Source organism: Alteromonas aestuariivivens (genome assembly GCF_003367475.1).
Classification (GTDB): domain Bacteria; phylum Pseudomonadota; class Gammaproteobacteria; order Enterobacterales; family Alteromonadaceae; genus Alteromonas; species Alteromonas aestuariivivens.
The window spans coordinates 351,177-364,852 of sequence record NZ_QRHA01000003.1 but is presented as its reverse complement, the minus strand read 5'-3'; the positions used below and the strand labels follow the sequence as shown (position 1 = coordinate 364,852).

Here is a 13,676-nt window from a genome sequence, read left to right as displayed (position 1 = left end):
AAATTCAGGAGCATTTTGAGTTACTGCTTTATACATGAATCTAAATAGAGGCCAGCAAATCACACACCCGATAAAAACTGAAACACTTAAAAACAAATAATTCATATACATTCCATTGCAACATAACGCCCCGCTTAGGGGCAATAACACGTGGGCTAAAATTTGGAGCGAAGCGACTGAGCCCACGTGTTATTGTCCCAGAGAGCTTGCGACCGACTACAGCGGTTTGTTATGTACGTGCCGATTACAACCTAATATACCTTGGCACCTTATTTTTAAGCAGCCGAACCAGCTCTGGCTGCATACGATCATAATTGTCAGGTATATCCAAGCAGGCCAATTTTTTGCCTTGTAGTAGTTCTTTATATTTTTTCGATACTTTATTTTTGTGGGACTTTTCCATGACAAAAATAACATCAGCCCATTCGATGAGATCGCCAGACAATGGCGTCTCAGCATCCAGGTTGGTGCCGCATCCGATAGCGTTAACACCGTCATATTCAGAGAATACTTCTTCGGCTGTAGGACTACGCAATCTATTTTCTGAACAAACGAATAAAAGGTTCATATTCCCTTAAGTACATAACGCTTCAAACACCGGCGGCGTTTACGCCGTCCGAGTGCTTTGACTTGTTAGCTACGGTTTTACCTTTGACCTCTATATACATGTGCTCCCAATCATGATTTGAAACAACTTCGAAACCTTTGAGGTTTGCACAGCGCGTAATTACTAGCTTCTTTAGATTCGGCGCAAAATCGAATATCGATTCGATAGACTCAAGATTTCTACAGTAGTGAATTTGTAGTTCCTCTAGCTCTGACAGAACGGGCATGCCGTTAAGTGAAATAGGATTACACCAGTTAAGATCAAGTTGTTTCAGTTTTTTTGGCAGCTCAATACTTTCATAGGTTTTATCTTTTGGTTTGAATCTCCAAACATCAAGCCCCTGAAGAGAATCTAGATCTCCAAGGCCACTATCTTTGCGGATAGGGTGCCAAACAGCCTTTTCAAGCTTAGGGAATTTAGAGAAGTCGATAGCGGGCCGCTTTTCATGTATGCCAAAGTAGGTCAAATCTTGTAGGGAATATAGCCCACCTATATCTTTAAGACCGATCTCCCAGAACCAAACCTGTTTAATGAATGGTATTTCGCTCAGAAAATCTAAGTCTTCTTGTTTGAAGCCAAACACTGGGCACCCGAAAACACCAAGAATTCTTCTATCTTGAATCTCATTTATGCAGTTCTCCATTTGGTTTGTCTCAATTCCCAAGGAATGAGTCATTCCCAAGTCTGCTGTTTCTAGATATTTTCCGATTCTTTCTATTGGCATAGTTTTAAGTAGCTAACGCCCCGCTTAGGGGCAAATACATGCAGGCTAAAATTAGGAGCGAAGCGACTGGAGCCTGCATGTATTTGTCCCAGGGAGCTTGCGACCGACTACAGCGGTTTGTTATGTGCCATCTTTTTCTTCAAAGTTTAACCAATCTATAGTTGATTCATCATGGCTTTGAGCCAACTTTTTGAACCTTTTTCGGATCGTCTGTTTTTGCTTGGGAGCCAATGATAAAAACATTTCGTTATAGTCTATTTTTATTCGCTTACACATTTGTTTATCTCTGCGTGAAAGAGCTAAGTCATATGGCAATGCTATTAAAAGGCACAATGCAATCAAGCCACAAAAACAATAAAGAAACGCTTTAACGACCTTGTAAATTGTAATGCTATCTAGGTCTTTGAGAGAAGCTATTGCTATCACAACTACAATAACCAAAGTTAAATTATTTAAGTAGGAGAAAAAATTGTGATATTTCGAAAAAATCTTCATTAGCTAATTATCTGAAAGGCACATAACGCTTAGCTTTGGGGCGCAGACATGTGGGCGATAATCGCGAAGCGCCCACATGTTTGCGTCCCAGTGACCGAAGGGAACGACAACAGCGCATTGTTATGTGCTGACATTGCTGAATACTACCGGCTTTGAACGTAAACAGTTGAAACAAAGAATATAAGTACAACGGTGCATAGCTTGCTGATTAGTATACTGGTAGATCGTGACATACCCATAGATCTGGATAACTTACCAACAAATACGTACCCAATCACTGTAGAACAGAGCGCAATTAAACAAATTACGAACACGTTTTCCTGAATTGTAGCTATTGCATTTTCCATGTTTTCTCTCTTTAAAACCTAAAGCGCATAACTTCTAAATATGGGGCACAAACAGGCAGGCGATAATGGCGAAGCCGCCTGCGTGTTTGTGTCCCAGCCCGCTTGCGGGCGACATAATTTTTTTGTTATGTGACATTAGTTATCAGCTAGTTTGCGGCCTAAGATTTCTGAGAGCCAAATCGCGATGACTATGTAAATTACCAGCGGTATTAACAGCATAAAAGAAGAAAATAGCACTAGTGCATAATAAAAATCTGCATATGCCTGTAGAAATGACGTGTTTACCAGACATGATTCAGATGTCATGCTGCCTTCATTCCATCCCTGACAGTTCATCATCCCCAGTACTGGAAAGATAAAGAATAGTGAATAAAAAGGAAGCCTGCTCAGAAACCAATTAAATCCCTTTTTTATCAAAAAAACCTCCTGTCACATAACGCTTTGCCAAGGGGCAAATGCGAACGTTGTTGGGCAAAGCCCAGTGAGTAGTTGTCCCAGCCGCGCTTTTTGCGGCGAACTTAGGCAACTTGTTAGTTGCTGTTTTACGCAAATGCCATATTCCAGATATATAGGAGACTAGACAAAAGCATAACGATAAATGGAATTGAGCAAATTAGTCGTAATCGATTATTAATATAAGGCTTTGGCCATAAATAAAAGTAAACAGCAACTGGTAAAAACAAAGCCCCAAAATACACTGAAAAAGCTATGAAGTACCAACCTTCGTAAGCAAAGTTACCGCCGAATAGAAGCCAAAACAAACCAAATAGGCAACCAATACTAGGGAAAGCTATCAATATAGAGCATACGATTAAGGAATACTCTCGACCGCCTAATTCAACTTTTTTCGAATTCAAATGCAATCCTTGCTTAAGCAACTAACACCCCAAGAAGGGGCAATTACACGCAGGCTATAATACGGAACGAAGTGACGGGAGCCTGCGTGTAATTGTCCCGCTTACTTGGTTTGTTATATTCACATTAGTCCGATAAAACCTAGGACTAACCCTACCACTGTTAGAAAAAACATAAGAAACTGGTGTTCTGCAAAAAAGCTATTCAAGCGTCGAATTATATCTGAATTTAAAAATGACTGAATAAATCCAAATTTACCATCCTTTTGCTTTTCAATTGACTCAATGAGTTTACATACTTCAATATGAATGCCGCGGGCTCCCACACCAAAACCGTCTACCAAATCTTGGCTAGGGTTTGGGCCTTCAAAATGGGCGATAGTTAGTTGCATTGATTTCTGGGAATAAACATCAATGACCTCCACAATATCATTTTGTAGATTAATCGAACCTGAGTATGTGCCAAAAATAGTTTCAACCGAAAAATTCAAAATCGTCCTTGTGAATATAACGCTTTGCCAAGGGGCAAATGCGAACGTTGTTGGGCAAAGCCCAGTGAGTAGTTGTCCCAGCCGCGCTTTTTGCGGCGAACTTAGGCAACTTGTTAGTTGCTGTTTTACGCAAATGCCATATTCCAGATATATAGGAGACTAGACAAAAGCATAACGATAAATGGAATTGAGCAAATTAGTCGTAATCGATTATTAATATAAGGCTTTGGCCATAAATAAAAGTAAACAGCAACTGGTAAAAACAAAGCCCCAAAATACACTGAAAAAGCTATGAAGTACCAACCTTCGTAAGCAAAGTTACCGCCGAATAGAAGCCAAAACAAACCAAATAGGCAACCAATACTAGGGAAAGCTATCAATATAGAGCATACGATTAAGGAATACTCTCGACCGCCTAATTCAACTTTTTTCGAATTCAAATGCAATCCTTGCTTAAGCAACTAACAACTTAATAGATTTAAAAGCGGGGCAAAAGTACGGCGTCGTATTGGTATAATTTTGTAAGTCCGCATTGCCCTTAATTCCGAAGTTTTGCCCCACTATATCAACCTGTTAAGCCAAGGGGCAACTAATGTTTTTTTGTGACAAAAAGGTCGAAGTGGTTGACTAATCCGGTACTAATAAGACCCTTTTTAATCAGAGGGTTACAGCATAAGGTGAATCGTTTTACAAAGCGTTAATTTTATACTTGTTGGTAATAAGCAAACGAATGTTGAGTCTTTTGACTTAGGGTCTCGGTCAGAGTTCAGTAATCGCTGGGCGGCGGGGTGACCTGGGAGTCGTCCAGCACCTCAATACTGGTTATCTTAAATACGGTCCCGTATTGCGTGAAAGTCATTACGTCGGGCAAAGCCATGCCGGTTATCATTACTTTTAATCCGTTTCGGCGATACGAATTGTCCAGGCCCTGAAGGGTGTAATGTTTACCATTTTCGGCTTCAAACGCATAAAACCCACCTTCCATAGTTTTGTAAACTATGGTGCCGGTTAACGTTTCAGCCTGGGTTTGAGAATCGGAAATTTGCATTGAAATTGTACTACCGGAGTTTGTATTTGCATCGGGGCGGATTGTAGCGCTGGCGCAGGAAAACTGAATAACTGAGCAGAAAAATATAATTATGCGGATCATCCAACTTGCCCTTTATTGCAAAATTGCGGTTAGGTTATACGGAAGATATCTCGGCTAGTTGCGCCAACTCTGAATTATAGTGCCGAATCGAGAAAACTTCTGGGAGATGGAGAGAAGGGAAACCGGGCACCACACAACTGAGGTGCCCTAAAGTGTTGTTTAGTATTCGAACATCGCTGAAATGGATTCTTCGTTACTGATACGGCGAATAGTTTCTGCCAGCATCTCTGAAAGGGTCAGTTGCTTGACCTTTTCGATGCCCTGCATTTCTTTGCTCAGCGGAATACTGTCGGTAACAATGATTTCGTCAATTAGCGAGTCACGCAGATTGTTTGGTGCATTGCCTGAGAATATAGCGTGAGTGGCATAGGCGTATACCTTGCGCGCACCGTGGCTTTTCAGCGCTTCAGCGGCTTTGGCCAGCGTACCGCCGGTGTCGATCATGTCATCAACAATAATACAGTCGCGATCTTCCACATCACCAATAATGTTCATTACCTGGGCCACGTTAGCTTTGGGGCGGCGTTTGTCGATGATGGCGAGGTCGGCGTCGTTGAGCAATTTGGCTGTAGCGCGGGCACGCACCACACCACCAATGTCCGGGGATACCACCACAGGAGCCACAAATTCACGTTGCATCATATCGGCCAGCAGAATGGGTGTACCGAAAGCATTGTCTACCGGTACATCGAAGAAGCCCTGGATCTGTTCGGCGTGCAGGTCAATGGTGAGCACCCGGTCAACCCCAACGTTGGACAAAAAGTCTGCAATAACTTTAGCGGTGATGGGCACCCGGGCTGAGCGCACCCGGCGGTCCTGGCGAGCATAGCCGAAGTATGGAATTACTGCGGTGATGCGTCCGGCGGAAGCTCGACGCAGGGCATCGATCATCACTATCAGTTCCATAAGGTTGTCGTTGGTAGGCGCGCAGGTAGACTGGATAATAAAAACGTCCGATCCACGGACGTTTTCATGAATTTCGACGCAAATCTCTCCGTCGCTGAACCGGCCTACGCTGGCGTTACCCAAACGGGTATAAAGGCGATCGGCGACTTTCTGGGCAAGTTCCGGTACGGCGTTACCTGCAAAGATCTTCATATCTGGCACAAGTGTTTCCTCAGTGCGATGATAATGGGAGTGGCTGGGGTAGCTGGACTCGAACCAACGAATGGCGGGATCAAAACCCGCTGCCTTACCAACTTGGCTATACCCCAATAGTTTAGTTCATGTCCCGAGCAGCGTTCACTTCATAGAGTTTTTGTTTTAAAGGTGACAGGTTCACCCCTTTGGCAACAAAACTGCTCCAGTTGCAAGGCAATTTAGCCTGCACCTCTAAGGCTAGTTTTTGGTCGGCAAAAGTGGCAAATACACACGCACCGGTGCCCGTCATTCGCGACGGTGCGTAGTGTAGCAACCACTGTAATAATTTTGCAACTTCGGGATAGCGTTTACATGCAATTTGCTGGCAATCGTTGCGGGTTTGCTCAAAGCAGTAATCCTGCCAATTCATTGGCGGGGTACTGCGGGGTAATTCAGGCGCACCGAAAATTTCCGCCGTACTGATATGAACTCCCGGGTTTACTACCAGGTACCATTGTTCAGGCAACTCGGTAGCGTCTATATGTTCACCTACTCCGCCGGCAAATGCGGTTTTGCCGTGCACGAATATGGGCACATCGGCACCTAAGCTCAGCCCCAATGCAGCCAGCACCTCTTCACTTAAATTACACTGCCACAGGTGATTGAGTGCCACCAGGGTGGTGGCAGCATTCGAAGAGCCGCCACCTATGCCTCCGCCCATAAACAACTGTTTGTCGAGCTGAATGTGCACACCCTGTGTTACCTTGGCTTTGGTCTGTAGCAATCGGGCTGCCCGCACTATCAGGTTATCGTCGTCGGCCACCCCTTCAATGGAGGGCGATAGGGTTATTAAACCGGTGTCATTGACGCTAAAAGCCAGGCGATCGCCAAAATCCAGCATCTGAAACAGGCTTTGCAGTTGATGATACCCGTTAGGGTAGCGGCCAAGAATATGCAGAAACAAATTAAGTTTAGCCGGGCTTGGCCACCAGGCGGCTGCTTTTAAATGGTTTGAAGAGTCCATGTACGAATGCGTATTTTTATAAAATTGGTTGGTTGAAGGGGTTGTGTCAGGGTAATGGCGTGGGGCAGCCAGTAACCGCCGGTTTCCCGGTAATCATCATAGGTTATTTGCCATGCACCGCACCGGTTGCAGCCAGGTGTCAGGCTTGCCAGTAAGCCGCTTTCATTCAGGGTGTACTGGTCAGTTGCCAGTGGCACGCCTTTTACCCACATCAGCAGCGGCGAAAGCGGGATGTGCCAGCCAGTAACCTGATAAACCAGCCAACTCGGGTCGCTTTCCTGATAGACCTCATCGTCCGCTTCCAGCGTTGCAACGCCGTCCTGATTGGTCATGTCAACCAGGGTTACACCGAGGAAATTGGTCAGTCGAAAATGAAAGTCGCTGTTGTCTACCTGCCAGTTTAAATTGGCGCTAACCGCTTCATTCTGATCGCGGATGGCCATTTTACCCTGCACTTGCCATTGGTTAATCTGGCTCAGCTGCGCAATTTGTTCCGGCAGGTCTACTGGTGCCTGTGGGCGGATTGGCTGGGTTGCGCAACCACCTGCCAATAAAATCACCAGCAGCAGTGCGCACGAAGGTCGGAACCGCATTAGCTTACTCACCAATTCTGTATGGCCCATATGGGAACACAGATTCGGCAACACTTTCAATCATTTTGGCTTTTTCGTACAATGCCGCTCCTACAAAGCCTGCTTGAATGTTAATGACCCTGATCGCCCTCGGAATCAACCACAAAACTGCGCCTGTCGCACTGCGAGAGAAAGTCGCCTTTACGCCGGATTCCCTGGTGTCGGCGCTGGCTTCGCTGCAGCAGTTAGACGGTGTGGAGGAGTCGGTGATCGTGTCCACCTGTAATCGTACGGAAATTTACGTCAACAGTTCCCAGTCGCAGGGTCCGGCAGAATTACTGAACTGGCTTGCCGACTACCACCAGCTGGACCAGCAGGCCATCATCAATAATAGCTATGCGTTTGAGCAGGGCGAGGCGGTACGCCACATTATGCGGGTTGCCAGTGGGCTGGACTCGCTGATACTGGGTGAACCGCAAATCCTTGGCCAGATAAAGCAGGCGTACAATAACGCCAAAAATTCCGGCATGGTCAGCTCAGATTTTGAAAAGCTGTTTCAGCAGACGTTTTCTGTTGCCAAGCGGGTACGCAGTGAAACCGAAATTGGCGCTAATGCTGTCTCAGTAGCCTACGCCGCGGTGCAACTGGCTAAGCACATTTTTTCTGCGTTACCCAAGCGTTCGGTACTTTTGGTAGGAGCCGGGGAAACCATTGAACTGGTGGCCCAGCACCTGAAAGAACAGGGGGTGGAGCGGCTGGCGGTAGCCAATCGTACCGTTGCTCGTGCGGAAGCACTGGCCGGCACTCTGGGGGCGGACGTGATGACATTGTCCCAACTGCCTGAGCACCTCAAAGATTTCGATATCGTTATCAGTTCTACCGCCAGCCAGCTGCCGTTGATAGGTAAAGGTATGGTTGAGGATGCCCTCAGGCAGCGGCGCAACGCCCCCATGTTTCTGGTGGATTTGGCCGTTCCCCGCGACATTGAAGCTCAGGTCAACGAACTGGGCGACGCCTACCTGTATACAGTGGATGATTTACAGCACATAGTGCAGCAGAATATGGCCTCCCGGGAGCAGGCCGCCGTTGAAGCGGAATCCATCATCAGCAGCCAGGTGGAAGCCTACCTAACGTGGAAACAATCCAGGCAGTCAATAGATTTGGTACGCCAGTTTCGTCAGCGGGGAACTCGCCAGCGCGATGAACTGGTTGAGCGTGCACTACAGCAAATTCAGGATGGTAAAGCCTCCCACGAAGTGGTTCAGGAACTGGCGTATAAGCTCAGTAATACCCTTATGCACGGTACAACCCGCGCCCTCAGGGAAGCGGCGGCACAAAATAACAACGCTCTCACTCACTGGTTAGGGCAGGCACTGGAACTGGATACGGATCCGGACAGTGATAAAAATGAAGGTTAAAACGTAAATATGAAAGAGTCGGTCCTCGCAAAACTGGAAAACCTGGTCGAGCGCTTTGATGAAGTGCAGGCGCTGCTGGGCGATCCTGAGGTAATAGGCAACCAGGAAAAATTCCGCAATCTGTCCAAAGAATACAGCCAGCTTGAAGAGGTGGTTAAGGGCTTTCATGCCTATCGGCAGGCTCAGGAAGATTTGGCTTCCGCACAGGAAATGCTCAACGAGGATGATGCCGAAATGCGTGAAATGGCGCAGGAAGAGATGAAGCAGGCCAAGTCGGAACTGGAGCGTTTGGAAGGCGAGTTGCAGGTGTTGCTGTTACCCAAAGACCCCAATGACGATCACAACTGCTTTCTGGAGATCCGTGCTGGTGCCGGCGGTGACGAGGCGGCGATATTTGCCGGTGATCTGTTCCGCATGTACAGCCGCTACGCCGAAACACAGGGCTGGCGAGTAGAGGTGGTAAGCAGTAACGAAGGTGAGCATGGCGGTTTCAAGGAAGTGATAGCCAATGTAACTGGCGATGGCGTGTACGGAGTACTCAAATTTGAATCTGGTGGTCACCGAGTGCAGCGGGTTCCGGCAACGGAATCACAAGGGCGTATTCACACGTCGGCCTGTACGGTTGCGGTATTGCCGGAAATTCCTGAGTCAGAGGCAATTGAAATTAACCCTTCGGAATTGCGCATTGATACTTTCCGGGCTTCCGGTGCCGGTGGTCAGCACGTCAACAAAACCGACTCTGCCATTCGAATCACTCACTTGCCTTCCGGCATTGTAGTGGAATGCCAGGATGAGCGTTCACAACATAAAAACCGGGCCAAGGCGATGTCGGTGCTGCAGGCCCGTCTTAATCAGATTGAAGAAGAAAAACGTGCTGCGGAAGAAGCATCCACGCGCCGCAGCCTGGTGGGAAGTGGTGATCGCTCAGAGCGTATTCGTACTTACAATTTCCCGCAGGGCCGGGTGACCGATCACCGCATCAACCTGACGCTGTATCGTCTCGATGAGGTGGTGGAAGGTGATCTGGATGCACTGCTGGCGCCGATCCGTCAGGAGCACCAGGCCGATCTGCTGGCCTCTCTGGCCGACGAATAAGCGGCTATCTCATGCGCATCGATCAGGCTCTGGCCTGGGCCTGTGATCAGTTATCCGGCGGCGAGTCACCCCAGGTCGACGCGCGGATAATGCTGGCATCTGTGTTGGAGCAGTCGCAAACCTACCTGTTTACCTGGCCGGATAAAATCCTTAGCGCCGCTCAGCTTGAGTGCTTTCAGAAAAACGTCGAGCGGCGGTTGGCCGGAGAGCCAGTGGCCTACATTACCGGAACCCAGGGTTTTTGGTCGCTCAATCTCAAGGTCAGCACTGCCACGTTAATTCCGCGCCCGGAAACCGAATTACTGGTTGAACTTGCTCTTGCGCTGAACCTGCCTACTGGTGCGGATATCTGTGATTTGGGCACCGGTACCGGTGCAATTGCCCTGGCTATTGCCAGCGAGCGGCCGGATTGTAACCTGATTGGTGTCGACGTGGTGGAAGAGGCGGTGCAACTGGCCATGCTAAATGCCCGGCTGAACGGCATCAGCAACGCCCGGTTTTTGCACAGTCACTGGTTTTCTGCGCTGGAGGGCCTTAAGTTTGATCTGCTGGTATCCAATCCTCCGTATGTTGAATCCGGCTCTGAGTATCTCAGTCAGGGTGATGTGCGGTTTGAACCTGCTTCGGCATTGACATCCGGTAAAGATGGTATGGATGATATCCGGCACATCGTCAGTCAGGCGGTGGCTTTCCTCAAACCCCGAGGGTGGTTGTTGATCGAGCACGGGTATGCACAGGGGGCCGCCATCAGAGCTGAATTAGCCCAAGGCGGATTTGAAAAAATTGAGACACGCCAAGACCTTAACGGCCTTGACAGAGTCACCTTGGGGTGCCTGAAAAGTTGCGTATAATTCACCATTCAGTACTATGCTTTGTGCAAGCCGTAAAACCAGGATGATTCCGCATGAACGACGATTTGCTGTTTGCCGAAGACGTTGAAGAAGAGCCTCGCGAGGATCTCGGCCAATGGAAGGTGCTCATTGTTGATGATGAACCGGAAGTTCACGCGGTCACCAAACTGGCCCTCAGTGACTTCATGCTGAATGGCAAAACCCTCGAGTTCATTAGTGCTTACAGTGGAAAAGAAGCCAAAAAGCGGTTTCGCGAACATGATGATATCGCCGTGGTGCTGCTGGACGTGGTAATGGAATCGGACGATGCCGGCCTGCAGGTGGCCCAGTTTATTCGCAACGAACTCGACAATCATTTTACCCGCATTATTCTGCGTACCGGGCAGCCAGGCCAGGCACCGGAAAAAGACGTTATCATCAATTACGACATCAACGACTACAAAAGCAAAACGGAACTTACTGCACAGAAGCTGTTTACCGTTATCATCGCCGCATTGCGCTCCTACCGTGACATTATTGTGATTGAGGAAAGCCGCGCCGGGCTTGAGAAAATTATCGACGCTTCCGCCAATCTGTTTTCCTCACGATCGCTGGAAACCTTTATGCAAGGCATTATTCAGCAGATGGCATCAATACTGGGGTGCTCGCGGGATGTGGCCTATATTACCACCGCTGTGGTGGCTCCCAATCCCATATCCCAGCACAATCCCAGAGAACTTTACGTATTTGCCGGCAACGGTGAATACGCAGAAAAGGAAGGCATGTTGCTCAAGGAGGCTGTAAACGAGCATGAATACGAGCTTTGTCAGCAGGCGCTCAGGGAGAAGTCAATTGTGTATGCAGAAGACCATGTGGTTGCCTATTGCCACAGCAAAACCCGCAGTGGTTCGTTGCTGTACCTCTCAGGCTTGCCTCGTCGGGTCAGCGAAACGGACAAACGGCTAATCCGGCGTTTTGCGCAGAACGTTCAGTTGGCATTTGACAACATAATGGTGAGTGAAGACACACAGCGGGCGCAACAGGACGTTATTGAGCGCCTTGGCAACGCGGTTGAACAGGAGTTACCGGGCAGCCGCCATATCACCCGAATGGTGGCGATGGCAGAGATTCTGGCGCGCAGTATGGGGCTGCCTGAGGCGGAAGTTGCCACCCTGAAACTGGCGATGCCCTTGCACGATGTGGGCAACTCCCGTATACCTGCCAGTTTGCTGAACAGCGATAAGGTGTTGAGCGAAGAAGAGAAATTTGCTATTCGGCGGCATGCAGAATTTGGCTATGAGATGCTTAAGGGCTCCGATAGCGCCACTATTCAGCTGGCGGCAACCCTGGCCAGGCAACATCATGAGCGTTGGGATGGAGCGGGGTATCCACAGGGGCTTTCAGGCGAGCAGATTGCGCTGGAAAGCAGAATGGCTTCGGCATTGGATGTATTCGATGCATTACTCAACACGCGTAGCTACAAAGCGGCCTGGCCGCTGGAGAAGGTGCTTGAACTGTTTGAACAGCAAAGTGGCCGGCAGTTTGACCCGGTCGTTGTCAGCCATGTATTGGGCAATGTGGATGGGTTGATGGCCATTCAGCGTCGCTTTCCGAATACAAACTGAAATTACAACACGATAAGAGAACAACAATATGTATCTGATGGCAAAGCACATTCACCTGAGCGCGGTGGCACTGAGTATTTTTCTCTTCGTGGGGCGTTTTTTATGGTCCCGCTTTAACGCTTCGGTCTTACAAAAGAAATGGCTGAAAATTACTCCCCATATCATTGACACGGTGCTGCTCGCCAGTGCGTTGTGGCTGTGTTTTATTCTTTCTCAATACCCGTTTGTAAATGGCTGGCTGACCCTCAAGTTGTTTGGGGTGCTGGCGTACATATTGATGGGGCTGATTGCGCTGAAATGGGCTCGAACTTCGGCTGTTCAGTGGTTGGGTTTTGTTGGGGCATTGGCCTTTCTGGCAATGACTGCGCACGTTGCGGTGACCAAGCAACCCCTGTTTTTCTGAAATTAGGTGTAGAACTATTATGACAACAGCAAATCAATGCATTTCGATTGGCGACATCAATGTTGCGAACAACCTTCCGTTTGTTTTATTTGGCGGTATGAACGTACTGGAGTCTCGTGACCTGGCCATGCGCATTGCGGAGCATTATGTGGAAATTACCCAAAAACTGGGTATCCCCTACGTGTTTAAAGCTTCGTTTGACAAGGCCAACCGTTCATCCATTACGTCGTTCCGTGGGCCGGGCATGGAAGAAGGTCTGAAGATCTTTGCCGAAATCAAGCAAACCTTCAAGGTACCAGTTATCACCGACGTACATGAGCCCTATCAGGCCGCTCCTGTTGCTGAAGTCGTTGATGTTATCCAGTTGCCGGCGTTTCTGGCTCGCCAGACTGACCTGGTGGTGGAAATGGCCAAAACCGGCGCGGTGATTAATGTTAAGAAGCCGCAGTTTCTGGCACCACACGAAATGCGCCATATCCTTAAAAAGATTAACGAAGCCGGCAATGACAAAGTTATCCTGTGTGAGCGTGGCAGCTGTTTTGGATACAACAATCTGGTGGTAGACATGCTGGGCATGGACATCATGAAAGAGTTTGCTCCGGTGATTTTTGATGCAACCCATGCGCTGCAAATGCCCGGAGGGCGCGAGACTTCAGCCGACGGTCGCCGGGCCCAGGCCGCACAACTTGCCCGCAGTGGTATGGCGTTAGGTCTGGCGGGGTTATTTATTGAAGCCCATCCGAACCCGGACGAAGCCATGTGTGACGGCCCCTGTGCGTTGCCACTGGCGAAACTGGAGCCCTATCTGGCACAAATGAAGGCGCTCGATGAACTGGTCAAGAGCTTTGCGCCACTTGATACCAGTGTCGGATAAACCTCACGGAACCGGCTATGAAGCTAAGCGCAGGCGGCTGTAAGAGCGCCTGCGTCAGGAAATGCCTGAGCAGCGCTGACAATGCTG

At 48.5% G+C, this 13,676-nt stretch carries 14 protein-coding genes and 1 tRNA gene; 6 read left to right on the top strand and 9 right to left on the bottom strand.

Features of this window, described 5'->3' with window-relative positions; all coding sequences use genetic code 11:
* Positions 1 to 244 precede the first annotated feature (244 nt).
* The 9 genes from DXV75_RS06040 to lolB form a co-directional block, all read right to left on the bottom strand.
* Entirely contained in the window at positions 245 to 535 is a 291-nt protein-coding gene (locus tag DXV75_RS06040; RefSeq protein ID WP_245953132.1) for a low molecular weight protein tyrosine phosphatase family protein, read from the bottom strand.
* A gap of 55 nt (positions 536 to 590) precedes the next feature.
* Entirely contained in the window at positions 591 to 1,283 is a 693-nt protein-coding gene (locus DXV75_RS06035) for a hypothetical protein (RefSeq protein WP_115592481.1), read from the bottom strand.
* Between the two features lie 168 nt (positions 1,284 to 1,451).
* Positions 1,452 to 1,757, bottom strand: a complete 306-nt coding sequence (locus DXV75_RS06030) for a hypothetical protein (RefSeq protein ID WP_147291802.1) — start codon at positions 1,755 to 1,757, stop codon at positions 1,452 to 1,454.
* 1,392 nt (positions 1,758 to 3,149) lie between these two features.
* Positions 3,150 to 3,518: a hypothetical protein gene (locus DXV75_RS06020; protein WP_115592478.1), complete on the bottom strand. Its 369-nt coding sequence runs from the start codon at positions 3,516 to 3,518 to the stop codon at positions 3,150 to 3,152.
* A gap of 766 nt (positions 3,519 to 4,284) precedes the next feature.
* Positions 4,285 to 4,566, bottom strand: a complete 282-nt coding sequence (locus tag DXV75_RS06015; RefSeq protein ID WP_147291801.1) for a hypothetical protein — start codon at positions 4,564 to 4,566, stop codon at positions 4,285 to 4,287.
* Positions 4,567 to 4,827: 261 nt separating this feature from the next.
* Entirely contained in the window at positions 4,828 to 5,775 is a 948-nt protein-coding gene (locus DXV75_RS06010; protein WP_115592476.1) for a ribose-phosphate pyrophosphokinase, read from the bottom strand.
* Positions 5,776 to 5,806: 31 nt separating this feature from the next.
* Positions 5,807 to 5,882: transfer RNA gene (locus DXV75_RS06005), tRNA-Gln, on the bottom strand.
* Positions 5,883 to 5,887: 5 nt separating this feature from the next.
* Positions 5,888 to 6,772: a 4-(cytidine 5'-diphospho)-2-C-methyl-D-erythritol kinase gene (gene ispE, locus DXV75_RS06000; protein WP_115592475.1), complete on the bottom strand. Its 885-nt coding sequence runs from the start codon at positions 6,770 to 6,772 to the stop codon at positions 5,888 to 5,890.
* Positions 6,751 to 7,365, bottom strand: coding sequence for a lipoprotein insertase outer membrane protein LolB (gene lolB, locus DXV75_RS05995; protein WP_181898367.1), 615 nt, complete (start codon positions 7,363 to 7,365; stop codon positions 6,751 to 6,753). Before lolB ends, ispE begins: the two co-directional genes overlap by 22 nt.
* 113 nt (positions 7,366 to 7,478) lie before the next feature.
* On the opposite strand from lolB, the gene hemA reads away from it, so the two are divergent.
* Genes hemA through kdsA form a run of 6 tightly spaced genes read left to right on the top strand, consistent with a single transcriptional unit; the run spans position 7,479 to position 13,589 of the window.
* Positions 7,479 to 8,762 carry a glutamyl-tRNA reductase gene (hemA, locus tag DXV75_RS05990; RefSeq protein ID WP_115592508.1) on the top strand — a complete coding sequence of 428 codons (1,284 nt, stop codon included), beginning with the start codon at positions 7,479 to 7,481 and terminating at the stop codon, positions 8,760 to 8,762.
* 9 nt (positions 8,763 to 8,771) lie between these two features.
* Positions 8,772 to 9,857, top strand: coding sequence for a peptide chain release factor 1 (prfA, locus tag DXV75_RS05985; RefSeq protein WP_115592473.1), 1,086 nt, complete (start codon positions 8,772 to 8,774; stop codon positions 9,855 to 9,857).
* Positions 9,858 to 9,868: 11 nt separating this feature from the next.
* Positions 9,869 to 10,708, top strand: a complete 840-nt coding sequence (prmC, locus tag DXV75_RS05980) for a peptide chain release factor N(5)-glutamine methyltransferase (protein ID WP_115592472.1) — start codon at positions 9,869 to 9,871, stop codon at positions 10,706 to 10,708.
* Between the two features lie 53 nt (positions 10,709 to 10,761).
* The gene (locus DXV75_RS05975; protein WP_115592471.1) at positions 10,762 to 12,312 is read left to right on the top strand and encodes a DUF3369 domain-containing protein; all 1,551 of its coding nucleotides are present in this window, start codon (positions 10,762 to 10,764) and stop codon (positions 12,310 to 12,312) included.
* A gap of 28 nt (positions 12,313 to 12,340) precedes the next feature.
* Entirely contained in the window at positions 12,341 to 12,715 is a 375-nt protein-coding gene (locus tag DXV75_RS05970) for a SirB2 family protein (RefSeq protein ID WP_115592470.1), read from the top strand.
* A 19-nt stretch (positions 12,716 to 12,734) separates the two neighbouring features.
* A complete protein-coding gene (kdsA, locus tag DXV75_RS05965; protein WP_115592469.1) occupies positions 12,735 to 13,589 on the top strand; it encodes a 3-deoxy-8-phosphooctulonate synthase in 855 nt (284 codons plus the stop codon).
* The last annotated feature ends 87 nt before the right edge of the window (positions 13,590 to 13,676 follow it).